This is a genomic window from Xylophilus sp. GOD-11R, assembly GCF_033546935.1.
In the GTDB taxonomy this organism is placed as follows: domain Bacteria; phylum Pseudomonadota; class Gammaproteobacteria; order Burkholderiales; family Burkholderiaceae_C; genus Xylophilus.
On the sequence record NZ_CP137854.1, the window covers coordinates 3,825,708 to 3,847,481 of the forward strand.

The 21,774-nt window shown below is 64.4% G+C and carries 20 protein-coding genes and 3 tRNA genes; 10 read left to right on the top strand and 13 right to left on the bottom strand.

The genetic code is table 11. From position 1 onward, the window contains the following. Window positions 1–143: 143 nt before the first annotated feature. Window positions 144–1,073 (bottom strand): histone deacetylase family protein, encoded by a 930-nt coding sequence (locus tag R9X41_RS17715; RefSeq protein ID WP_318631761.1) that lies wholly within the window; start codon window positions 1,071–1,073, stop codon window positions 144–146. Between the two features lie 201 nt (window positions 1,074–1,274). On the opposite strand from R9X41_RS17715, the gene R9X41_RS17720 reads away from it, so the two are divergent. Both R9X41_RS17720 and R9X41_RS17725 read left to right on the top strand, forming a co-directional pair. Further along, the gene (locus R9X41_RS17720) at window positions 1,275–1,844 is read left to right on the top strand and encodes a phasin family protein (RefSeq protein ID WP_318631762.1); all 570 of its coding nucleotides are present in this window, start codon (window positions 1,275–1,277) and stop codon (window positions 1,842–1,844) included. A gap of 115 nt (window positions 1,845–1,959) precedes the next feature. Next, entirely contained in the window at window positions 1,960–2,718 is a 759-nt protein-coding gene (locus tag R9X41_RS17725) for a 3-hydroxyacyl-CoA dehydrogenase (RefSeq protein WP_318631763.1), read from the top strand. A gap of 12 nt (window positions 2,719–2,730) precedes the next feature. Here the strand turns inward: R9X41_RS17725 and R9X41_RS17730 are convergent, their stop codons facing one another. After that, on the bottom strand, window positions 2,731–3,003 hold the full coding sequence (locus R9X41_RS17730; RefSeq protein ID WP_318631764.1) for a hypothetical protein: 273 nt from the start codon (window positions 3,001–3,003) through the stop codon (window positions 2,731–2,733). 260 nt (window positions 3,004–3,263) lie between these two features. On the opposite strand from R9X41_RS17730, the gene R9X41_RS17735 reads away from it, so the two are divergent. The 4 genes from R9X41_RS17735 (at window position 3,264) to R9X41_RS17750 (ending at window position 10,459) form a co-directional block, all read left to right on the top strand. Next, window positions 3,264–5,210, top strand: a complete 1,947-nt coding sequence (locus R9X41_RS17735) for a DUF1800 domain-containing protein (RefSeq protein ID WP_318631765.1) — start codon at window positions 3,264–3,266, stop codon at window positions 5,208–5,210. Between the two features lie 4 nt (window positions 5,211–5,214). After that, a complete protein-coding gene (locus R9X41_RS17740) occupies window positions 5,215–6,681 on the top strand; it encodes a DUF1501 domain-containing protein (protein WP_318631766.1) in 1,467 nt (488 codons plus the stop codon). 386 nt (window positions 6,682–7,067) lie between these two features. Beyond that, window positions 7,068–9,005 (top strand): DUF1800 domain-containing protein, encoded by a 1,938-nt coding sequence (locus tag R9X41_RS17745; RefSeq protein WP_318631767.1) that lies wholly within the window; start codon window positions 7,068–7,070, stop codon window positions 9,003–9,005. Continuing rightward, window positions 9,002–10,459 (top strand): DUF1501 domain-containing protein, encoded by a 1,458-nt coding sequence (locus R9X41_RS17750; protein ID WP_318631768.1) that lies wholly within the window; start codon window positions 9,002–9,004, stop codon window positions 10,457–10,459. The genes R9X41_RS17745 and R9X41_RS17750 overlap by 4 nt, the downstream gene beginning before the upstream one ends. A 46-nt stretch (window positions 10,460–10,505) precedes the next feature. Here the strand turns inward: R9X41_RS17750 and R9X41_RS17755 are convergent, their stop codons facing one another. Beyond that, a complete protein-coding gene (locus R9X41_RS17755) occupies window positions 10,506–11,597 on the bottom strand; it encodes an ROK family protein (RefSeq protein ID WP_318631769.1) in 1,092 nt (363 codons plus the stop codon). 664 nt (window positions 11,598–12,261) lie between these two features. On the opposite strand from R9X41_RS17755, the gene R9X41_RS17760 reads away from it, so the two are divergent. After that, window positions 12,262–12,408, top strand: coding sequence for a hypothetical protein (locus tag R9X41_RS17760; RefSeq protein ID WP_318631770.1), 147 nt, complete (start codon window positions 12,262–12,264; stop codon window positions 12,406–12,408). A 145-nt stretch (window positions 12,409–12,553) separates the two neighbouring features. Here the strand turns inward: R9X41_RS17760 and R9X41_RS17765 are convergent. The 8 genes from R9X41_RS17765 to folC form a co-directional block, all read right to left on the bottom strand. Beyond that, a tRNA-Asp gene (locus tag R9X41_RS17765) sits at window positions 12,554–12,630 on the bottom strand. A gap of 58 nt (window positions 12,631–12,688) precedes the next feature. Continuing rightward, a tRNA-Glu gene (locus tag R9X41_RS17770) sits at window positions 12,689–12,764 on the bottom strand. Between the two features lie 37 nt (window positions 12,765–12,801). Continuing rightward, window positions 12,802–12,877: transfer RNA gene (locus tag R9X41_RS17775), tRNA-Ala, on the bottom strand. A 99-nt stretch (window positions 12,878–12,976) separates the two neighbouring features. Further along, window positions 12,977–14,362, bottom strand: a complete 1,386-nt coding sequence (gene gltX, locus R9X41_RS17780; protein ID WP_318631771.1) for a glutamate--tRNA ligase — start codon at window positions 14,360–14,362, stop codon at window positions 12,977–12,979. A 19-nt stretch (window positions 14,363–14,381) separates the two neighbouring features. Next, window positions 14,382–15,893: an amidophosphoribosyltransferase gene (gene purF / locus R9X41_RS17785; RefSeq protein WP_318631772.1), complete on the bottom strand. Its 1,512-nt coding sequence runs from the start codon at window positions 15,891–15,893 to the stop codon at window positions 14,382–14,384. Window positions 15,894–15,903: 10 nt separating this feature from the next. Beyond that, window positions 15,904–16,389 (bottom strand): CvpA family protein, encoded by a 486-nt coding sequence (locus tag R9X41_RS17790; RefSeq protein ID WP_318631773.1) that lies wholly within the window; start codon window positions 16,387–16,389, stop codon window positions 15,904–15,906. A gap of 11 nt (window positions 16,390–16,400) precedes the next feature. Further along, window positions 16,401–17,288, bottom strand: coding sequence for an SPOR domain-containing protein (locus R9X41_RS17795; protein ID WP_318631774.1), 888 nt, complete (start codon window positions 17,286–17,288; stop codon window positions 16,401–16,403). 6 nt (window positions 17,289–17,294) lie between these two features. Further along, window positions 17,295–18,602: a bifunctional tetrahydrofolate synthase/dihydrofolate synthase gene (gene folC, locus R9X41_RS17800; protein WP_318631775.1), complete on the bottom strand. Its 1,308-nt coding sequence runs from the start codon at window positions 18,600–18,602 to the stop codon at window positions 17,295–17,297. A gap of 58 nt (window positions 18,603–18,660) precedes the next feature. Between folC and R9X41_RS17805 the strand changes: the two genes are divergently transcribed. Further along, on the top strand, window positions 18,661–19,008 hold the full coding sequence (locus R9X41_RS17805) for an ArsC/Spx/MgsR family protein (protein ID WP_318631776.1): 348 nt from the start codon (window positions 18,661–18,663) through the stop codon (window positions 19,006–19,008). A gap of 109 nt (window positions 19,009–19,117) precedes the next feature. Continuing rightward, window positions 19,118–19,867, top strand: coding sequence for a glycine zipper 2TM domain-containing protein (locus R9X41_RS17810; RefSeq protein WP_318631777.1), 750 nt, complete (start codon window positions 19,118–19,120; stop codon window positions 19,865–19,867). Between the two features lie 89 nt (window positions 19,868–19,956). Here R9X41_RS17810 and R9X41_RS17815 read toward each other — a convergent pair whose 3' ends face one another. Continuing rightward, complete coding sequence (locus R9X41_RS17815; protein ID WP_318631778.1) at window positions 19,957–20,757, bottom strand: anti-sigma factor; 801 nt, start codon at window positions 20,755–20,757, stop codon at window positions 19,957–19,959. Further along, window positions 20,754–21,341, bottom strand: coding sequence for an RNA polymerase sigma factor (locus R9X41_RS17820; RefSeq protein ID WP_318631779.1), 588 nt, complete (start codon window positions 21,339–21,341; stop codon window positions 20,754–20,756). The genes R9X41_RS17815 and R9X41_RS17820 overlap by 4 nt, the downstream gene beginning before the upstream one ends. 114 nt (window positions 21,342–21,455) lie before the next feature. Here R9X41_RS17820 and R9X41_RS17825 point away from each other — a divergent pair, with 114 nt between their 5' ends. Next, complete coding sequence (locus R9X41_RS17825; RefSeq protein WP_318631780.1) at window positions 21,456–21,773, top strand: pyrimidine/purine nucleoside phosphorylase; 318 nt, start codon at window positions 21,456–21,458, stop codon at window positions 21,771–21,773. Window position 21,774 lies beyond the last annotated feature (1 nt).

Below are 21,774 nucleotides of genomic sequence, written 5' to 3' on the forward strand. Positions count from 1 at the left end.
TCGGTCGACGCACCGCTGCCCAGGCGTGGCCGATGGTGTCGAGTGGTCGAAAGAAAGGCATGAATCGGGCGAGACGGCGCGTCATGTGTCCGGCCGCCGCCCAGGCAATCCGACATTTTGCACCGGCCTTGCCGTGCCGGCGCTCAGATTCGCCACTGAGTCCATCGGCGGGCGTATTCGAGCGCCACCGCGAACGTGGTTTCCTGTACCCGCAAGGTGTCGGCCAGATCCCGACCGTAGCCGCCGGCCATCGAGAACGCTACCGGCAGGCGGCGCTGCCAGGCCCAGTCGAACACCCGGCGGTCGCGTGCCTCCATGCCGTCGAAACTCAGCTTGAGCCGGCCGAGCCGGTCGCCCTCGTGGGGATCGGCGCCGGCGAGGAAAAAGACGAAATCGGCGTCGAAACGGGCGTCGAGTTCGGCCAGCGCCCATTCGAGCGCGGCCAGGTATTCGGCGTCGCCACAGCCATCGGGCAGATCGACGTCGAGGTCGCCGGGCTCGCGGCGAAAGGGATAGTTCTTGGCCCCGTGCAAGGACAGGGTGAAAACATCCGGGTCGTCCCGGAAGATGACCGCGGTCCCATCGCCCTGGTGCACGTCGCAATCGACAACCGCCACCCGCAAAGGCCGGCGCGCCTTCCGGGCATGCTCGGCCTGCAGCAAACGGGCTGCCACCGCCACATCGTTGAATACACAAAAACCGCTGCCCGCATCGCGCCGGGCATGGTGTGTGCCGCCTGCCAGGTTGGCCGCAACGCCGTGGACCAGCGCCTGCCGCGCCGCCGCGATCGTGGCACCCACCGAATGCCGCGCGCGCTCGGCCATGGCCACCGACCATGGGAATCCGATGTCGCGCAGGATGGCCGGATCCAGACTGCCGTCGGCCACCGCGCGGACGTAGCCGGGCGTGTGGACCAGGGCCAATTCACCATCGGTCGCGGCCGGCGCAGGATGGATCTCCACCTCCGGTCGATTGGCGCGGAGCCGGTCGCGCAATGCCCCGTATTTCGACATGGGAAAACGGTGACCGGCCGGCAAGGGAAGGACGAAACGGTCGGCGTAATAAGCGTGCATCAGAGAAGAATTCAGGCCCACCGTCGGGCGCGACAGACCATGGATTGGACCTTCGCAAAGAAAATTGCTGCACCGCACAAATCCGCTAGGCAGCTACCGAACTTATCTTTATACTTGTGTATGTTGCAGTGCAACATAACGTGTGCAGACGTCGTCCCTGGGCTGATACCGCCCACCTTTTCAACACCTAGGAGAAAGCCCATGAACGCAACGCCCGAACAACTCATCGCCGCCAACAAGGCCAATGTCGACACCATTTTCAGCCTGACCGCCAAGGCCTTCGAAAGCCTGGAAAAGCTGGTCGAACTGAACATGACCGCCTCGCGCGCCGCGCTGGCCGATGTCGCCGAGCACACCCAAGCCATGATGGGCGCCAAGGACGCGCAAGAGATTCTCGCTCTGCAAGCCAGCGCGCTGCAGCCGATCGCCGAGAAGACCGCCGCCTACAGCCGCCACCTCTACGACATCGCATCCGCCGCCGGCGCTGAACTGGGCAAGACCGTCGAAGGCAAGGCCGCCGACGCACAGACCACCTTGTCCGGCATGGTCGACGCCGCCGCCCGCAATGCACCGGCCGGTTCCGAAACCGCTGTCGCCGTCATGAAGAGCGCGGTCGCCGCCGCCAACAACGTGGCCGACTCGATGCAGAAGGCGGTCAAGCAAGCCTCCGACATGATGGAAGCCAACTACAACGCGGTTTCCGCCCAGGCCGTGAACGCAGCGCGCACCACCGGCGCCGCCACGACCAGCGCAGCTCGCAAGCGCGCCTGATCTTCGCTTTCCGTATCGCTTTAGACGCCCGGCTTGCCGGGCGTTTTGCATTTTCCGAGGTCGTGTCGCCCGGTCATAATTGACGTTTACGTCAAAGATAACCAGGAGACATGCCATGGAAGTCGCAGGCAAGGTATTCATCGTGACCGGCGGTGCGTCGGGTCTGGGCGAAGGCACGGCCCGCATGCTGGCCGGCAAGGGCGGCATCGTCGTCATCGCCGATCTGCAGGAAGCGCCCGGAAAGGCGCTCGCCCAGGAGATCGGCGGCGCATTCGTGCGGTGCGATGTGACGCAGGAAACCGATGCACGGTCGGCGGTCTCGCAGGCTGTGGAACTCGGCGCGCTGTACGGACTGGTGAACTGCGCCGGAATCGCCCCGGCCGCCCGGACGGTCGGAAAATCGGGCGTGCACGCGCTCGAACCGTTCCAGCGCACGGTGGCGATCAATCTGTTCGGCACCTTCAACATGATTCGCCTGGCTGCAGAGGCCATGGCGAAGAACCCACCGCTTCCAACCGGCGAGCGGGGCGCCATCGTGTCGACCGCGTCGGTGGCAGCCTATGACGGGCAGATCGGACAGGCGGCCTATGCCGCGTCCAAAGGCGGAATCGTCGGCATGACCTTGCCGATCGCACGAGACCTGGCGAGCCTGGGCATTCGCAACATGACGGTCGCGCCCGGCATCTTCGGCACGCCCATGGTCTTCGGCATGCCGCAGGAAGTTCAGGATGCGTTGGCCGCTGGCATCCCTTTTCCGTCTCGCCTGGGAACACCGCTCGATTTCGCCCGGCTGGTGTTGCACATCTTCGAAAACGAAATGCTGAACGGCGAAGTCATCCGGCTGGATGGCGCCATACGCCTGGCGCCTCGCTGAATCAACAGATGATTAGAGCGTAGCGCCGTACTTGAGGCGGAAGCCACGCTCCATGCGCTGGCACGCTTCGGTCATGTCGCGACGTTGCTCCGGTCCAGGAGCACGGCGCTCGATGCCCTTCCAGCACTCGGCAATGATGAGCCGATCGCTATCGAGATGCTGTCCGGTTCCACCGCCCGACGCAAAGCCGTAGACCAGCAGGCACAGCAGCAGCGCCCCGATCACGATCACGGGCTGCGGAATCATGCCGCGCTCCACGGGTGGAGGTATCAGCCTGGTTTCCATCGGATTTCCTTGGTATCGCAAACTGCAACGGTACATGTAAGCAAATGCTTAGTTTGTAGGACATATACCTGTCACCGTTAGCACTTTCGGACCCACGTTCCTTCTCTACAACAGATGGAAGCAAGGCCTGGGGAAAACCCTCGCCCGCCCAGGTCATTCAGCCCTGGAACTGCGCGCCATACGACGGTCAATTCACGTGCTCATTTTTTAGGCAAATTCATACACTGCCGACCTCGCACGTTAGTTGCAATTTGAGACGTATGAACTACACCGAATCCGCCTCCTGTCCCGCGCCGGCCGATGCTTCGGAATCGCAGAAGCCGAGCACCGTTCCTCCTTCGGTCGCCGAGCCGCGTCGCACGCGCACCTGGCTGGCAGCGAGCATCGCATCGGCCTCGGCCGCTCTGCAGGCTTGCGGTGGCGGTGGCGAGGACTCACCCTCGTCTTCGAGCGCGGGGGTTTCCAGTGCCTCCAGCACCGGCACGAGCGCGACCAATTCATCGGTCTCGGTTTCCGGTCAGGCTGTCATCGCGGCCACCGATGCGGCAGGTGGCACAGCTGGTCCGCTCGGACAATCGCGCACTTATGTCAATCCAGGTAACGATTTTGACGCAGTGCGGTTTCTGCTCCAGGCGCAGTTCAGCGCGTCGGAATCCGAAATCGCGTCGGTACGCACGCTGGGTTATGCCGGCTGGCTGGCTATGCAGTTCAATACGCCGCCTGGATTGACGGCATGGGACTGGCTGGAACAGAAGGGATACTCGTCCACGGATGTCGGCGCCTATTACTCCACCTATCCGGCCGACATGGCAATCTGGTGGCAACTGGTGAATTCACCCGACACCCTGCGCAAGCGAGTCGCGTTGGCGCTGTCGGAAATATTCGTGGTGTCGACCACTGGCATCAGCGTGGTCTGGCCAGGTCAAACCATGGCTGCCTGGTGGGACATGCTGTCATCGAACGCCTTCGGCAATTTCCGAAAGCTGCTCGAGGATGTCACCCTGCATCCTGCCATGGGCAATTACCTCAGCATGCGCGGAAGCCTCAAGGAAAACGCAGCGGGTAGGCACCCGGACGAAAACTACGCACGGGAGGTCATGCAACTCATGACCATCGGGCTGGTCAAGCTCAATCTGGATGGCACGGTCGACATGAGCACAGGCGCTGCCGTCGACACTTATACCCAAAGCGACGTTTCCAACCTCGCACGGGTGTTCAGCGGCTACAACGTGGATATGACCGGCAACGTCACGTTGAACGTTCCCGGCATCTACCCTATTCCCAGCCCGACGCACACGCGCCTGCCCATGGTGCTCAATGCCTCGTATCACTCCACGCTGGATGTCAATTTTCTGGGCAACTTCATCTCGGGGCGGACCGAAGGCAATGCTCAGCGAAAAATGGTGCTGGATATTCTGTTCAACCACGCCAACGTTGCACCGTTCATTTCCAAGCAGCTGATACAGCGGCTGGTCACCAGCAATCCAACGCCGGGCTACGTGGCTCGGATCGCGGCCGTGTTCCAGGACAATGGCAAAGGCGTCCGGGGCGATATTGGCGCGGTGGTGGCGGCAATATTGTTGGACCAGGAAGCACGCAGCCCGGACGGTCTCTCGTCTCCCACTTTCGGCAAGGTGCGCGAGCCGATGCTGCGTTTCGTGCAGTGGGCGCGGAGTTTCAAGCTGACATCGACTGCGGGCACCTGGAAGTTGAGCGACTTCTCCAACCCGAGTCAACTCGGGCAAAGCCCTCTGCGCGCTGGATCGGTCTTCAACTTCTTCAGGCCGGGCTATGTACCGCCCCTGACAGCCATCGCGTCAAACGGACTGGTCGCGCCCGAGTTTCAGATCCTCAACGAAACCTCGGTCAGCGCCTATATCAATTTCATGCAGACGACGATCCGGTATGGAATCTACGTCAGGCAACCCGCGGTTCCGCAAATGCCCAGCAGCGGTGCCAGCGCGTATGACATGACAGCTGATTACTCGGCCGAGTTGGCCCTGGTGACGGATGCAGCGGCATTGATGGGCCGGCTCAATCTGATCCTGGCCGGTGGCCAGATTTCGGCGACCAGCATCGCCAATATGGTCGCCGCCCTGAATGCAACGCCGATCACGGCGACCAGCACCGCCGAATCGAAACTCGATCGGATCGCAGCAGCCGTCCTGATGACGATGGCCTCGCCTGAATATCTCGTTCAAAAGTAAACACATGACACACGTTCACTGCCCTGACGCCTACCCCAGCGATAGCGAAGTACCCAGCCCGGGTCGCCGCGCATTCATGCGCCGGTCGAGCCAGTTGGCTCTCGCAGGTACCGCCTTGCCTTTTGCGCTCAATCTGGCCGCGGTGGGCGATGCGGCCGCTGCCGAGGCGGGCGATTACAAGGCGCTCGTTTGCGTTTTTCTGTACGGCGGAAACGATTACGCCAACACCGTGGTCAATTACGACTCGCCCAGCTACGCGGCCTATTCGAATATTCGCGGTACCGTCGCGCTCGCCCGGAACGACCTGACGTCGACGCTGCTGCAGCCCACGGCCGCATTACCCGATGGGCGGCAATATGCTTTGAATCCCGCCATGACGGCGATGGCGGGTCTGTTCCACTCCGGCGTCGCCGCCGTTCAATTGAACGTGGGATCCCTCGTCGCTCCCATGACGAGAGCGCAGTACACGTCCGGCGCCGTCGTGAAACCCCCGCGTCTCTTCTCGCACAACGACCAGCAGTCGATCTGGCAGGCATCAGCCGCAGAAGGCGCAACCGTCGGGTGGGGCGGGCGGCTGGGCGACTTCTCCCTCGCATCGAATGGCTCATCGACATTCACCTGCATTTCAGCCTCCGGCAACGCCGTGTTCCTCTCCGGCCACAGCGCGCTTCCCTACCAGGTAAGCACCAGCGGCGCGGTGCGCATCAATGCGATCAAGAGCAACGTCTATGGATCGGCGGCGGTGAAGGCGGTGATGGGCGACTTGCTGCAGCAGCAAAGCAATCACCTGCTGGAGAACGAATACGGTCGCATTTCGTCGCGCGCGATAACTGCGGAGGTCACGGTCAGCAATGCCCTCGGCTCGGGCAATTCCGTCTCCACCCCTTTTCCGGCAAACAACAGCCTGGCCGACCAACTGAAGGTGGTCGCTCGCCTGATCGCGGCGCGCAACACCTTGAACGTCAAGAGGCAGGTCTTTTTTGTCTCGCTCAACGGATTCGACCTGCATAACGCACTGCTCTCGCAGCATCCGATCCTCATGGAGAAGGTGAGCGAGGCGATGGCGGCGTTCTATCGAGCGACCGTCGAGCTCGGCGTCGCCGACCAGGTCACCGCCTTTACCGCGTCAGACTTCGGCAGGACCCTGGCCACCAACGGTGCCGGCGCCGACCACGGGTGGGGCAGCCATCACTTCGTCGTGGGTGGAGCAGTCAAGGGCAAGGCGTTTTACGGCAATCCCCCACCCGTCAGCATCGGCGACAGCCCCAGCTTGGCAGACGACCAGTGGCACGTTGGCCAGGGGCGCTTGCTGCCCAGCACCTCGGTCGACCAATATGCAGCCACGATGGCACGATGGTTCGGCGTGCCCGATGCCGACCTGGACACCATCTTCCCAAACCTCAAGAATTTCGGCGCGGCGGCCGGGCGCCCGGATTACCCCCGAGACATGGGGTTCATGCGCGCCGGCTGAATCCGGCCGCGAAAACCTTCGACGGAAGACAGAGGGACTGCTGGCTCGGAGGCCAGCGCCCGACAAGGCTTGGGACTCGTATGCAACGGGTCCCAGGCCTTTTTCGTTGGTACGGCCACATGGGGCGCAGGATCTTCATGGATGGGTCACGCCGAGCGAAGGATGCAGATCAGGTGATCGCGGTAAGGGCGCGTTCGTCGACACAAAGTAGCGCGGGTGGCAGCCGCTCGCGGCCGATCGTGCGTCATCGGACGAACTGCGCGAACATTCCAGCGCGATGACAGCCAATCGCCGGATTAGGACTGATGAACCCGCGTTCATCGGCGACTTTACTTTGCATCAAGTTTTTAAACTTGGCCGCGCATCAAAGTTGCAATTAACAGTTCATGTCCTACACCGAAACCTCCTCCCGTCCTACAACCGAAGTCGAGCTGGCAGGCAAGACATCGGTTAGCACCGTCGATTCCTCGACCGCTGCCCCTTCCACCCGCGCCATCCTGGCGACCGCTGTAGCCGGCGCGACATCGTTTCTGCAGGCTTGCGGCGGCGGTGGTGAAGACTCACCAACACCTTCTTCTTTCGGCGTTTCCAGTACCCCGGAAATGTCTGCCCAGGCCGCCATTCCGGCCAGCGGCGCCGCTGCCGTAGCCGGCGCTTCGGTCGGCGGTGGCAAAGCCGGCCCTCTCGGCGCCGCGCGCAAAAATGTCATCCCTGCGTCAGATTCTGACGCTGCGCGCTTCCTGCTCCAGGCCCAGTTCAGCGCTTCGGACAAGGAAATCGCGTCGGTCCGTTCGCTAGGCTACGCCGGCTGGCTGGCCACCCAGTTCGACGCGCCGGCCGGCATCACCGCCTGGGACTGGTTGAACCAGCATGGGTACGCCACGCTGGACAGCAACTTATTCCACTTCACGCCCTATCAGACGGACTTCGCGCTCTGGTACCAGCTCGTCAAGTCGCCCGACGGCGTGCGCAAGCGTGTCGCCCTCGCACTGTCGGAAATTTTCTGTGTCTCCACCAACGGCGTGGACTGGTATTGGCTCTCGCACATGATGGCGAGCTGGTGGGACACCCTGTCGGCCGGCGCTTTCGGCAACTTCCGCACGCTGCTCGAGAACATCACCCTGCACCCCGCCATGGGTAAATACCTCAACTGCCGCGGCAGCCAGAAGGAAAGCGCCAGTGGCCGTCAGCCCGACGAGAACTTCGCGCGTGAACTGATGCAGCTCATGACGATCGGCCTGGTGAAATTCGGCTGGGATGGCCAGCCTCTCACCTCCGGCGGCGTGCCGGTCGAAAGCTACACGCAAGACGACGTCGTCAACCTGGCGCGCGTCTTCACCGGCTACGACTTCAATCTGTCGAGCGCGGCCCCGACGTCGTTCAACGGGCTGTCGGTGCCGGACAAAAACTTCGCCCGTCTTCCGATGGTCGTGAATCCGGCCCTGCATTCGACGCTCGAGGTGAAGTTCCTCGGCACGACGATCCCGGCGGGCACCAGTGCCGAGGCTGCACGGAAGATCGCGCTCGACACGCTGTTCAATCATCCAAACGTCGGACCGTTCATCTCCCGGCAGTTGATCCAACGGCTCGTCACGAGCAATCCGAGCCGCGCCTATGTGTTCCGGGTCGCCTCCGTCTTTGCCAACAATGGAAGCGGCGTTCGGGGCGACATCGCCGCCACGGTCGCAGCCATTCTTCTTGACGACGAGGCACGCAGTCCCGCCAGCCTGTCCACTTATGGATTCGGTCACCTGCGCGAACCGATGGTGCGTCTGGTGCAATGGGCGCGCACGTTCGGCCTCGAATCGGCTCGCGGCAGCTGGAAGCTGCCGGACCAGTCGCTGTCCACCCAGTTGGGTCAGAGCCCGCTTCGGTCTCCGACGGTTTTCAACTTCTTTCGCCCCAACTACACACCTCCGAACACCGCAATCGCGGCCGGCGGCCAGTTGGCGCCGGAGTTCCAGATCGTCAACGAGTCGACCGTCAGCTCGTACCTCAACTACATGATGGGCGTGGTGAGAAACGGCTTCTACGTCGGTGCTCCCGACAAGCCGCAGATCACCAGCAACGCGTCCAATGCCTTCGACATGGTCGCCAGCTACGCCAACGAGTTGCCGCTCGCACCGGACGCCGGGGCGCTGGTGGCACGACTCAATCTGCTTCTGGCGGCCAATCAGTTGTCCGCCCCGACCGTCGCGCTGATCGTCAATGCGCTCAACGCCAACCCGGTCACCGCGACGAGCCCGGACGTCGTCAAGCTCAACCGCGTCGCCTCCGCCGTGCTGATGGTGATGGCCTCCTCCGAATACCTGGTGCAAAAATGAAAAACTCTTCTGTCGACCTCAAGAACTCCGGCACCGACGCGGGACGTCGTGCCTTCCTTCGTCGTTCCGGCCAGCTTGCACTCACCGGCACCGCGCTGCCCTTCGCCCTGAACATGGCCGCAATCGGCGAAGCCGCCGCCTTCGAAGCCTCCGACTACAAGGCGCTGGTCTGTGTCTACCTCGGCGGTGGCAACGACTACGCCAACACCGTCGTGACCTACGACGATCCGAGCTACGCCAAGTACTACGCCATCCGCAATCCGAACGGCATGGCGCTGTCGAAAAACGGGCTTGCCGCGACCCTGCTTCGTCCGGCAACCCCGCTTCCCGACGGCCGCCAATACGCACTCAATCCGGCGATGGCAGGCCTGGCGAACCTGTTCAACACGGGCAAGGCAGCGATCCAGCTCAACGTCGGCCCGCTGATCACGCCGCTCACCCGCGCGCAGTACAACGCCCGCGCGCTCGCCCTGCCCCCCAAGCTGATGTCGCATAACGACCAGGCCTCGATGTGGCAGTCGCTGGGCACCGAAGGTGTTCGCAGTGGCTGGGGTGGGCGCATGGGCGACCTGGCGCTCGCCGGCAACGGAGCCTCCAACTTCACCTGCATTTCCGCTTCGGGCAACGCCGTGTTCGTGTCTGGCCAGAAGGCGCTGCAGTACCAGGTCAGCACCGGTGGTGCAATCGGCATCAACGCCATCAAGAACAATGTCTACGGGTCGAGCGCCGTGAAGGCCGCGATGAACACCCTGATCACGCAGAACCGTGCGCATCCGATGGAGCAGGCGTACAACGAGGTCACGACGCGTTCGATCGCTTCGGAGGCCCTGGTGACCGCCGGCATCGGCAGCACGAGCGCCGTGACCACGCCTTTCCCTTCCAACAACACCTTGGCCGACCAGTTGAAGATCGTCGCCCGACTGATCGCCGCACGCAACTCACTCGGCAGCCTGAAGCGACAGGTGTTCTTCGTGTCGCTCGGCGGGTTCGATCTGCACGACAACCTCGGCACCGGTCATGCACCGTTGCTCACCAAGGTCAGCGAGGCCATGACGGCCTTCTACAACGCTACCGTGGCGCTCGGCGTTGCCGACCAGGTCACCGCCTTCACCGCTTCGGACTTCGGCCGCACGCTGGCCACCAATGGCAATGGTTCCGACCACGGTTGGGGCAGCCACCACTTCGTCGTCGGCGGCGCGGTCAAGGGCAACGCGTTCTACGGCTCCGCACCGCCGGTGAGCATCGGCAACACGACCGCCGCGGAGGACCAGTGGCACATCGGCCAAGGCCGCCTGCTGCCCTCGACATCGGTCGACCAGTACGCGGCAACCATGGCCCGGTGGTTCGGCGTGGCGGACAGCGAATTGCCCAATGTGCTGCCCAACCTGAAAAACTTCGGCGCGGAAGTCGGCAGGCCCGACTACCCGCGCGACATGGGTTTCATGTCGGCCTGACCTTGATCGCGGGGGCGACGGATCAACTACCGACGCCCCCGCTTTTCTATCGGTTGGCGAAGCTCGCGTTGCCCAGGCCGGTGCCGATGGTCAGCACCGCCCAGCGGCGCACGTCGGTCATGTAGGGCAGTTCGGAGAGCCCCTGCACCACCGCGTCGTTGTGCATCAGCACCTTGAACGACTCGCCCCGCCAGGCCGGCAAGCGCGACTCCAGCCGGCTCGGCATGTGGAAGTGCTGGCTTTCCCAATTGCCGGGCAGATTCTGAGCGCCGCCCGCGATGCTGCCATCGGGGCAGACCAGCCCCGGGCACGACACACCCACGAAGGGCGCCAACGCGATGCGCCTTCTTCGGGCGATGGCGATCAGCCGTCCCAGCATCTCGGCGATGCCGTCGACGAGGTCTTCACGTCGGGTCACATCCGCGTCGTGGGCATGCGCCCATTTGTCGCTTTCCACCACCTCCGCCGCCGAAAAGTCCGGCGCCAGGCGTCGATGCGCCCGCACGATGCCGCAGCGGACGTTGGTGCCGCCGATATCCACGGCCAGCAGCGCATCGCGCCCCTGCAGCCACGCGCTCGGAATGACCTGCACCCATCCGACCAGCCCACCCTCGTCCGGGTCGTGGTGCAGCGTGCGCAGATAGACGCCCACCCTGTCGCGCGCCAGCAATTCACCCGCGCGCCCGACGGCGAGGCGGCCGACATCGCTCTGCTGGAAGCCGCCGCCGATCACGATTCTTTCCATCCCACGCCAGCCCTTCTGGCGCAACAGTCGACGCACGACGTCGACGAATTGGATGGCGTAGTCCTCGACGGCCGCCCTCAGAACGGCAGCACCCGGTCCACCGCGCGCCAGTTCGTCATCGAGCTGCTGCAGGCTCGGGCCCTTGCGCCCCGAGCGCGCGAACGGGTCGGCCCCCATGTCCTTGAACCGCGCCCGCCAGGCCTGAAGAAGATCGTGAAAAGCCGCTTGCCGCACGCGATCGCCCAGATGCCCGCCCCTGGACGGATCCTCGACTTCGAGGCTGTAGCTGGTGATCGTGGTGGCGGGGAGCTCCAGCCGGCCGTGCCAGAGTTCATCGTTCTTCTGTGAATCGGTGGAGGGGCGCGTTCGGGATCTCGGTGGGGTCAGTCGCATGCGGTGGCATTAGGACTGTTTCACGGCCGAGCGCTGTACGCGCTTGTTGCGAACGCATGTTGGCTTGGCCGACGCGGGACCGCTTCCGGCAGCACAATCTGGCACCGTGCCTGCGGGAAGCTTCAAGACTGTCAACGGATCGGTGTGAGCCCCAAACCTCCTGACGCCGGGCGCTGCGGACCGTAGCCATTGAAGTTCGAGGCCCCGGGGACGGGTGAGCTCGGCGAACTCGCATCGAGCGGAATGCTGGTGCCCGTGCCGACCGATCCACCGGAAGAACGCCTGGCGCCGGATCCGAAGCCGGCCCCTGCGCCGACGCCGCTCCCAGACGCTGGATCGGCGCGTTGGCTGAGACTCGGCGGCGCTGCGAGACTGTCGACATGGCCGTTGCGTTTTTCGTAGTGGCTGCTGGGAACGCCCTGAGCGAGCGCACAGGTGGCGCTCAGACCGGCGATGCCAACCAGGCTCAAGGTGAGCAATGCTGGTAAGTGCATGACATTCCTTTTTCGCTTGAATGCGCTTCCGCTTGGTGGGGCATTGAAATTGGAATGATGCGGCTGCGGATGGTTCAGCCTGTTTCGAGCTGCGCTAGCAAAAGCGCAGCGAGACAACTGGCGGCGAGGCCTAAACGAAGCCCGGCTCGGCAAAGCTACCGAGCACGCTGATGTTCAGCCCAGAAGCGCTGGCTCGCGCCGTCGAGGTCGACCTCACCCATTGCAGCCTGCAAAACTGCCGGCCCGAACGCGCGACCGACGAACTCCATCGTTGCGAAACCGACACCAAGGACGTCTGCTGCAATCCAGCGAGGTGATGATGAACAAGCATTGCCACTGCCGCGACACGAAGCGTGCGATGCCTGCCGCTTGATTCGTACTGCCACGTTCATGAAACGAATTGCCCAAACGACAAAGGGCTGCAACCTTTCGATTGCAGCCCTTTGAATTCACTGAAGAATTTGGCGGAGCGGACGGGACTCGAACCCGCGACCCCCGGCGTGACAGGCCGGTATTCTAACCAACTGAACTACCACTCCGCAGTGGCTGTAGCGTTCGTTCAACTGCTTAACGCAACTGAACCAAGTGCCACAAACTTGGCGACCCTACGGGGATTCGAACCCCGGTACTCACCGTGAAAGGGTGATGTCCTAGGCCTCTAGACGATAGGGTCAAAACCTTGGAACTAACCGACAACAGTCTTTAACAAGTGGTGGAGGTAAACGGGATCGAACCGATGACCTCTTGCATGCCATGCAAGCGCTCTCCCAGCTGAGCTATACCCCCCACTGTTTTGCACACTTGCTAGTCACTTTGCTCGACTTGTCGTCTCGCTTTGTTTTTGCATTTGTGCTCAACTGCTGAGCCTCGAATTATGTCAGCTTTTCAGCGTTTTTCCAAACGCGTCAAAAATAATTTTCGATCGAGCAGTTCGATGACGGCATCGACCGACGGCGTGTGCGCCGTACCCATCACCAGAACGCGCACGGGCATCGCCAGTTGCGGCATCTTCAACCCATGGGCAGCCAGCGTTTCCTTGATTGCCGCAGCAATGGAAGACTTGCTCCAATCGGCATCTGCGAGCTTGCCGGCCAAGGTGTCGAGTGCCGGGTAGATCGCCGGCACGATGTGCTGGGCATGCTCTTCGGGCGAGGCCTGCACGTTCTCCACGAAAAAACGCTCGGCCCAATCGGCCAGGGCCACGGTGGTGTCGCACCGATCCTTGAAGAGACCGCATATGCGGGCCAGTCGGTCGTCTGCCGACACACCGCGCTTGAGCAGTTGCTCGGCGACCAGCGCCGCCAGGCTTTCGTCGGCCATCGCCTTGAGATGCTGCGCATTGACCCAGCGAAGCTTGGCCTCGTCGAACTGCGCCGCGCTGCGGCCCAGGTGGTCGAGATCGAACCACTGCAGAAACTGCTCACGGCTGAAGATCTCGTCGTCGCCGTGGCTCCAGCCCAGGCGGGCCAGGTAGTTGACCATGGCGTCCGGCAGATAGCCTTCGTCGCGGTACGCGGTAACGGGCTTGGCGCCGTTGCGCTTGCTCATCTTCTCGCCCTGCTCGTTGAGCACGGTGGGCAGATGCGCGTAGACCGGCGGCTCGGCGCCCAGCGCGCGGAAGATGTTGATCTGGCGCGGCGTGTTGTTGATGTGGTCATCGCCGCGGATGACGTGCGTCATGCCCATGTCGATGTCGTCGACCACCACGCAGAAGTTGTACGTAGGCGTACCGTCGGGTCGCGCGATCACCAGGTCGTCGAGCTCGGCGTTGGAAATCTCGATGCGGCCCTTCACCTTGTCGTCCCAGGCAACCGAGCCGTCCTGTGGATTCATGAACCTCAGCACCGGCTCGACGCCTGCCGGAATCGCCGGCAGCGTCTTGCCCGGCGCTGGCCGCCAAGTGCCGTCGTAACGCGGCTTTTCCTTGGCCGCCATCTGCCGCTCACGCAGGGCGTCGAGTTCGGCCACGGACATGTAGCAAGGGTAGACGTGGCCGGCGGCCTGCAGCTCGGCCAGCACCGCCTTGTAGCGCTCCATGCGCTGCATCTGATAGAACGGACCTTCGTCGTAGTCGAGTCCGAGCCACTCCATGCCTTCCAGGATCACATCGACCGACGCCTGGGTGGAACGCTCCACGTCGGTGTCTTCCACGCGCAGGATGAAGGCCCCGCCGGTCGAGCGGGCGAAGGCCCACGGGTAGAGCGCGGATCGGATGTTGCCGAGGTGGATGAAGCCGGTGGGCGAAGGTGCGAAACGGGTACGGGTGGTCATGGAAGCGAAGCGATGAATCTCAGGCGCCCTGGGTGTTGGGCAGGGCCAGGCGGGAGTTGTCCTCGTCGCCGAAGGGCTCTTCCTGACCGATGCGGGCTTCGTTGATCTTGACGATGTCGTCGGCGTTGATGTCGCCGGTGACGTAGATGCCGTCGAAGCAGGATGCATCGAAGCCGTCGAGCTTGGGGTTGAGCGAGCCAACGGCGCGCTTCATGGCTTCCACGTCCTGGTAGATGAGAGCGTCGCAGCCAATGACTTGGCGTACTTCCTCGATCGTGCGGTTCGCCGCCACCAGCTCGGTGCTGGTGGGCATGTCGATGCCGTACACGTTGGGATAGCGCACCGGCGGCGCGGCGCTGGCCAGATAGACCTTGTTGGCGCCGGCGTCGCGGGCCATCTGCACGATTTCGCGGCTGGTGGTGCCGCGCACGATGGAGTCGTCGACCAGCAGTACGTTGCGGCCTTTGAACTCGCTGCCGATCACGTTGAGCTTCTGGCGTACCGACTTCTTGCGAACGCCCTGCCCCGGCATGATGAAGGTGCGGCCGACATAGCGGTTCTTGACGAAGCCCTCGCGGTACGGAATGCCCAGCAGGTGCGCCAGTTGGGTCGCGCTGGGACGGCTCGATTCGGGAATCGGAATGACGACGTCGATCTCGCTGGGTGGAACGGTTGAGACCACGCGCTTGGCCAACGCCTCGCCCAGGTTCAGGCGCGCCTGGTAGACCGAGACGTTGTCGAGTACCGAGTCGGGGCGGGCCAGGTAGACGAACTCGAAGATGCACGGGTGCAGCTTGGGGTTGTCGGCGCACTGGCGCGAATGCAGTTCGCCGCGCACGTCGATGAACACCGCCTCACCCGGCTCCACATTGCGCTCGAAGACGAAACCCGAGCCTTCCAGCGCGACCGATTCGCTTGCCACCATCACCGAGCCGTCCTTGGCGCGGCCCAGGCACAGCGGCCGGATGCCGTGCGGATCGCGGAAGGCCAACAGGCCGTGGCCGGCGATCATCGAGACCACCGCGTACGAGCCCTTGACCCGCTTGTGCACCGCGCGCACTGCCGCGAACACTTCTTCGGACTGCAGCGGCACCCCACGCGTCGCGCGTTCGAGCTCGTGCGCGAAGACGTTGAGCAGCACTTCGGAGTCGCTCTCGGTATTGGTGTGGCGGTGGTCGGTCAGGAACAGCTCGCTGCGCAGTTCCTTGGCGTTGGTCAGGTTGCCGTTGTGCACCAGCACCAGTCCGAAAGGCGCGTTCACGTAGAACGGTTGTGCCTCTTCTTCGCTGTAAGCGTTGCCCGCCGTCGGGTAGCGCACCTGCCCCAGGCCGATCGTGCCGGGCAGGCCACGCATGTTGCGGGTGCGGAACACGTCGCGCACCATGCCCTTGGCCTTGTGCATGAAGAACTTGCGTTCGAGCTGGGTGACGATGCCGGCGGCGTCCTGGCCACGGTGCTGCAGCAGCAACAGCGCGTCATAGATGAGCTGGTTGACGGGGGCGCTGCTGACAACGCCGACGATTCCACACATGGGGATTACCTCAGGGAAAAAATTGACCGAATGCCTGCGGCAGCACTGGCTTCACCGCCACCAGTGCTTCCCGCAACAAGGGCGCCGCCTGCGACGTGCGCCAACCGTCCTGCTCGTGCAGCGACGTCGTCTCCACCACCACCGCCACTGCCAGAAGCACCAGCAGACCGCGCACCAGGCCGAAGATGCCGCCCAGCGCCCGATCGACCGGGCCGAGCCCGATGCTGCCGACCAGCTTGCGCAACAGCGATGCCACCAGCCCGCAGCCGAATGCCACCGCGATGAAAAGAATCACGAACCCCGCCGCATACCGCGCCGTGTCCCCGGTGTCGCCCATGGGCAGCAGCCGGCCGACGTCCAGCGCGAACAACTGCGCCGCGCAGAACGCGATGACCCAGCCCAGCAGCGACAGCACCTCGAACACGAGGCCTCGCCACAACCCGATCAGCAAGGAAGCCGCCAGCAACGTGGCCAGCACCCAATCGACCGCCGTCACGCCTCAGGCCTTCACAAGGTAAGGATGCTGGCGGGCAAATCCAGGCCCTTTACCCGCGCAGCTGCGCGATCGGCTTCGGCCTTGTTGGCGAAAGGTCCCACCCGCACGCGGATGCGCTTGCCGTCCTTGGTGTCCACCGACTGCACATAGGTCTTCAATCCGCCACGGGTCAGCTTGGCACGAGCCTCCTGCGCCTTGGCCGCGTCGCCGAACGCGCCGACCTGCACCACGAAACGGCCGGCTTCGGCGCCGGCCGGCGGCGTCGAAGGCGCCGTAGCGACGGTCGCGGCGGCTGCCGGGGCAGCGGTCGGCTTGCCTTCGAGCAGCGCGCGGGCGCGGGCGGCATCGTCGTCGCGCGCCACGGCGGCGGGGGTGACCGGCTTGGCGGTGACCACGGGCTCACGGTGGGTTTCGGGCTTTTGTTCTGTCGTCTTCGTGGGTGGACGCAAGGGAATCGGCGTTGTTGCGGCTGGCTTCTTCTCAAACTCTGGCGCGCTGCGGGCCACGATTTCCTCGCCTCGGTCCAGCGATTCGGCGGCGCTGGGCCGGCTCGATGCGGAAGAAGCCGCCTGCGATGCAGCAGGGGCAGGAGTGGACGAGGGAGCAGCAGCCGGTGCGGCCGGCGAAGCGGCCGGCACGGAAGGCGCGGACGCGACCGGACCCTGGCTCGGGATGGCGATCGGTATGTCGACCGGAATGGGACGCTGCTGGGTGTCGAAGAGCAGCGGAAAACCGACCACGCCCGCGACCAGCATGACGGCCGCACCGATCAGCCGGTGGCGTGCACGCCTGCGCAGCGCGTCGACGCTTTCGGTGGACACGGCACGGCGCTGCCGGGCGCCGCGCTTGCCGTCGTCCTGCGGGGCGCGGCCGGGCCAGCGGAGATTGAATAAAGCCATGGTTTCCTAGACGTGCTTCGCGTTCAGGCGAGGCACGCCGTTCTGCAGCACGCCACCGACGGTAAAGAACGATCCGAAGACCACGATTCTATCCGCCGGGTCCGCCGCGGCCACCGCTGCGTCCAGTGCCCGTTGGGGAGATGCATACGACACGGCCGGCACTTCGCGGCGACCACCGGCGGCCATCTGCAGCGCGTTCCACTTGGCACTCAGGTGCGCTGCAGTTTCCGCCCGGGGGGTCGGCAGGTCGCAGAAATACCAGCGATCCACCAGCTTGCCGATGCGCGCGAGCATCGGAGACAGGTCCTTGTCGGCCATGGCGCCGAACACCGCGTGGGTGACCGGATGGAACCCCATGGCGTCGAGGTTTTCAGCCAACGCGGCAATCGCATGTGGGTTGTGCGCAACATCGAGGATGAGCGTCGGCTGGCCAGGAATTATTTGGAAGCGCCCCGGAAGTTCGGCTCGCGCCAGGCCGACCCGCACGGCCTGCGCGGTGATCGGCAGGCGGTCGCGCAAGGCTTCGAACGCGGCCAGCACGCCGGCGGCGTTGACGAGCTGGTTGGCCCCACGAAGTGCAGGATAAGCCAGGCTGGCGTAGCGGCGACCGCGCCCGGCCCAGTTCCATTGCTGCCGGTCGCCGGAAACATTGAAATCGCGCCCAGACAGCCACAGGTCGGCGCCGATGCTGGTGGCGTGTTCGATCACGCTCGCCGGCGGCGCCGGGTCGCTCACGATCGCCGGCCGGCCGGGTCGCATCACGCCGGCTTTTTCGCGGCCGATCGCGTCGCGGGTGTTCCCCAGGAATTCAGCGTGATCGATGTCGATGCTGGTGATGATGGCGCAATCGGTGTCGATCACGTTGGTGGCGTCCAGGCGTCCGCCGAGGCCCACTTCCAGCACGACCAGGTCAAGCCCGGATCCGGCCAGCAGCCGCAGGATGGCCAGCGTGGTGAACTCGAAATAGGTCAGCTCCACCACGTTGTCGCCACGCGTGCGCGCCTCTTCCACCGCCTCGAAATGCGGCAGAAGCCCATCGGCCGAGACGATATCGCCGCCGATGCGGCAACGTTCCTCGAAATGCACCAGGTGCGGCGACGTGTAAACCCCGGTGCGCCATCCGGCCTGCAGGGCGATGGATTCCAGCATCGCGCAGGTGGAACCCTTGCCGTTGGTGCCGGCGACGGTGACGACGGTGCAGTCGAACCGCAGATCCAGGCGCTGGACGAGCTCACGAACCCGGTCGAGGCCGAGGGCGATGGTTTTCGGATGCAGGCGCTCGCAGTGCGCCAGCCAGTCGGCAAGTGTTTTCATGAAGCCCTCGATTGTCGCGTAGCGGGCCGGCCTGCGGCGGCTGAGGGAAAATCGGGCCATGACGACGATTTTTGGCATTCCCAACTGCGATACGGTCAAGAAGGCGCGCCAGTGGCTCGCCAATCAGGGTCACGAGGCCCGATTCCACGATTTTCGCAAAGACGGACTGGAAGCCGCGCAATTCGGCCGCTGGTACGCCACGCTGGGCGACAACCTGATCAACCGGCGTGGCACCACCTGGCGCGGGCTCGGAGCAGACGTACAGGCTTCCGCCGCACAGGCCGCGGGCGCTACGGCGCTGGCGCAGGCCCATCCGGCGGTCATCAAGCGCCCGGTCGTCGAATGGCCGGACGGATCGGTCACCGTCGGTTTCGACGCGACCGAATGGTTACAACGGCTAGGTTGACGACAAGCGCTTACAGCGTTTTACGGCGGTGGATGCACGCGGAACTTGGAGCCACTTCTAAACTCCCAACCTTGAGCGGCGCCGTCGGTGTGCCGTCGAGGAGATTCTCATGAAACAAGTCCTGGCGTTTTCAGCATTCGCATTGGTCGGTGTTTCCGCGTTCGCGCAAAGCACCGCGGCACACGACTCTCGCGAAATGGGCCGCGTGCTCTCGACCGTCCCGGTCGTGCAGCAGGTTCCCGTGACGCAGCAGGTCTGCGGCAGCCAGCAGGTGGTAAGCCAGGCGCCGAGTTCCGGCGTCGGCACCGTGCTCGGCGGCCTCGCAGGCGGCGTGGTGGGCAATGCGATCGGCCACGGCGGTGGTCGGGCGGCAGCCACCGCGCTCGGCATCGTCGGTGGCGCGATGCTCGGCAATTCCGCCGAGGGCCCGGGTCGCACTTATGTGCAAGACGTCCCCACCTGCTCGACGCAGACCACGTACGAAAACCGCACTGTTGGCTACGACGTCACCTACGAGTACGCCGGGCGTCGATACACCACGCGCATGGCGAGCGATCCGGGCGAATACATTCCCGTGCAGGTCGGGGCGGCAGGCAACACCGCGCCACAACAGGTCTACAGCGCCAGCACCGCACCGGCCACCGTCGAGCAGGGCGTAGTCGTCAGCCCCGGCTATGCCACCACCACGACGGTGGCGCCGGTGGTCTACACGCAGAGCTATGCGCCGGCGTATGCGCCGGTCTATGCGCCGGCGCCCTATTACGGTGGCGGATACGGTTACGGCTATGGCGGCCCGCCGATCGGAATGTCGCTGAACCTCGGCTACACGCACTTCGGCGGCCACGGTCGCTGGCGCTGAGCCCGCTGGCGGGATCCGCGGATCCCGTCGCCGGAAAAGAAAAATGGAGCCTTGAATGGGCTCCATTTTTCTTTTCCGATCCCAACGGCTCAGGTATCGGTCTTGAGCAAGGCGCCCTTGAACACGATGGGCCCGGTTGGCCCGCCGCCACGGGGCGCGCCGCCTCGCGGCTCCAGGCTGATCGCGAGCGCCGGCGATGGCGCCACTTCGGCCTCGGCCGCAGTCAGACGCGCGGTCGCTCCCTGCCCCATCACACCCAGCGAACGCGGCGCCTGCCCAGGTGGCAGCGCCCAGAGTTCGAGCGACTTGTCATCGCCGACCTGGTAGTCGCCGACCCGCTTGAGCGTCAGCACCCGTTTGGCCGGATCGAACGTGACCAGCACCGATCCGGCCTGCTTGTCGTCCTGCAGCACGGCCACGTATTCGATGCGCGGTTGGGCCGCCAGTTGCGCCGTGAGCTGCGCGCCCTGCTGCTTCGCTTCGGACAGAGCCATGTACTGCTGACCAAGCTGCTGGTCGAGCCGGATGCCCGCCACCACCGCGACCGCCGCCGCCAGGCCGCCGGCGAGCGCCGCGCCACGCCACCAGCCCAATGCACGGCGCAGTCCCGACAGCAGATCGCCCTGGACCGGCATCGGTGCGGCAGCCGGACGCCGCAGCGTCGGCAACAGATTCTCGATGCGCTGCCACACCAGCGGGCTTGGCAGGTGCTCGGGCTGCAATTCGGTGAAGGCTGCGAACGTCTCCTGCCACAGCAAGGCCCGTGACCGCACCGCCGGGTTCTCGCGCGCCATGCCTTCGAAGCGCCGCCGGGCGCCGCCACGCAGCGTGCCCAGCGCATGAGCAGCGGCGATCTGATCGAGCAATTCCGGATGTCGAAGCAGATTCATGACGCCAACCTCCCCAGGCAGTCGCGCAATTGGGTGAGCCCGCGCCGGATCCAGGTCTTGACCGTGCCCAGCGGCAGCTTCAACTGCTCGGCGAGCTCGCTGTGACTGAGCTCGCGCAGATAGGCCAGGCTGACCACTTCGCGCTGCCGGGCTTCCAGCCGCGACAGGCACTGCCTCAGCGCCACCGCCTGTTGGCTGGCCTCGGCCATGTCGAGCGGGTCGTTGCCCTCGCCGGCGATGGTGTCCTGCAGGTAATCGTCGAGCTCGACGGCCGAATCGGCGCGTTCGCTGTTGCGGCGGCGCAGAAAGTCCAGCGAGCGGCTGCGCACGATCACGCCCATCCAGGCCATCGGCGGGCTGATGCTGGCGCGGTAGTCGCCGGCGATCCGCCAGATGTTCAGGTAGGCCTCCTGCAACGCGTCCTCGGCCCACTCGCGGTTGCCGGTCACGCGCAAGGCCAGGCCGAACATGCGTGACGACGTGAGGTCGTAGAGCTGCTTGAGCGCTCCTGCCGACGAGGCGTCTTGTGCTGCGATGTTGGCCATCAGGTCCATGAGGCGTTGGTCGTTCTGGTCGATCGGCATGCAGCGGATTGTGCTGCCTTCCCTCATCTACGCAACCCGCGCGGTCCCGGATGCGCCACGCCCCATAAAATCCAGGGTTTTTGTCTTAGCGCCGACCACCGGACACCTCTTTTCATGACCACCGAAAAAATCGACGGCGTTTCCGTCAGCACCAAGGCCAGCGTCTATTTCGACGGCAAATGCGTCAGCCACGCCGTGGTGCTGGCCGACGGCACGAAGAAGTCGGTCGGCGTGATCCTGCCCGCCACGCTCACCTTCCATACCGGCGCACCGGAAAAGATGGAATGCGTCGCCGGCGCCTGCGAATACAAGCTCGACGGCACCAGCGAGTGGGTCCGCTCCGGCCCTGGCGACACCTTTTCCATTCCTGGCGACTCGAAGTTCGACATTCGCGTCGTCGAGGCCTATCACTACATCTGCCACTTCGGCTGAT

What these genes read in the sequence shown, in the direction of transcription:
- gltX (WP_318631771.1), bottom strand. Translation starts at nt 14,362, where the DNA reads ATGACCACCCGTACCCGTTTCGCACCTTCGCCCACCGGCTTCATCCAC.
- R9X41_RS17725 (WP_318631763.1), top strand. Translation starts at nt 1,960, where the DNA reads ATGGAAGTCGCAGGCAAGGTATTCATCGTGACCGGCGGTGCGTCGGGT.
- purF (WP_318631772.1), bottom strand. Translation starts at nt 15,893, where the DNA reads ATGTGTGGAATCGTCGGCGTTGTCAGCAGCGCCCCCGTCAACCAGCTC.
- R9X41_RS17735 (WP_318631765.1), top strand. Translation starts at nt 3,264, where the DNA reads ATGAACTACACCGAATCCGCCTCCTGTCCCGCGCCGGCCGATGCTTCG.
- R9X41_RS17720 (WP_318631762.1), top strand. Translation starts at nt 1,275, where the DNA reads ATGAACGCAACGCCCGAACAACTCATCGCCGCCAACAAGGCCAATGTC.
- R9X41_RS17745 (WP_318631767.1), top strand. Translation starts at nt 7,068, where the DNA reads ATGTCCTACACCGAAACCTCCTCCCGTCCTACAACCGAAGTCGAGCTG.
- R9X41_RS17825 (WP_318631780.1), top strand. Translation starts at nt 21,456, where the DNA reads ATGACCACCGAAAAAATCGACGGCGTTTCCGTCAGCACCAAGGCCAGC.
- R9X41_RS17740 (WP_318631766.1), top strand. Translation starts at nt 5,215, where the DNA reads ATGACACACGTTCACTGCCCTGACGCCTACCCCAGCGATAGCGAAGTA.
- R9X41_RS17820 (WP_318631779.1), bottom strand. Translation starts at nt 21,341, where the DNA reads ATGCCGATCGACCAGAACGACCAACGCCTCATGGACCTGATGGCCAAC.
- R9X41_RS17750 (WP_318631768.1), top strand. Translation starts at nt 9,002, where the DNA reads ATGAAAAACTCTTCTGTCGACCTCAAGAACTCCGGCACCGACGCGGGA.
- R9X41_RS17730 (WP_318631764.1), bottom strand. Translation starts at nt 3,003, where the DNA reads ATGGAAACCAGGCTGATACCTCCACCCGTGGAGCGCGGCATGATTCCG.
- R9X41_RS17805 (WP_318631776.1), top strand. Translation starts at nt 18,661, where the DNA reads ATGACGACGATTTTTGGCATTCCCAACTGCGATACGGTCAAGAAGGCG.
- R9X41_RS17810 (WP_318631777.1), top strand. Translation starts at nt 19,118, where the DNA reads ATGAAACAAGTCCTGGCGTTTTCAGCATTCGCATTGGTCGGTGTTTCC.
- R9X41_RS17715 (WP_318631761.1), bottom strand. Translation starts at nt 1,073, where the DNA reads ATGCACGCTTATTACGCCGACCGTTTCGTCCTTCCCTTGCCGGCCGGT.
- R9X41_RS17795 (WP_318631774.1), bottom strand. Translation starts at nt 17,288, where the DNA reads ATGGCTTTATTCAATCTCCGCTGGCCCGGCCGCGCCCCGCAGGACGAC.
- folC (WP_318631775.1), bottom strand. Translation starts at nt 18,602, where the DNA reads ATGAAAACACTTGCCGACTGGCTGGCGCACTGCGAGCGCCTGCATCCG.
- R9X41_RS17815 (WP_318631778.1), bottom strand. Translation starts at nt 20,757, where the DNA reads ATGAATCTGCTTCGACATCCGGAATTGCTCGATCAGATCGCCGCTGCT.
- R9X41_RS17760 (WP_318631770.1), top strand. Translation starts at nt 12,262, where the DNA reads ATGTTCAGCCCAGAAGCGCTGGCTCGCGCCGTCGAGGTCGACCTCACC.
- R9X41_RS17755 (WP_318631769.1), bottom strand. Translation starts at nt 11,597, where the DNA reads ATGCGACTGACCCCACCGAGATCCCGAACGCGCCCCTCCACCGATTCA.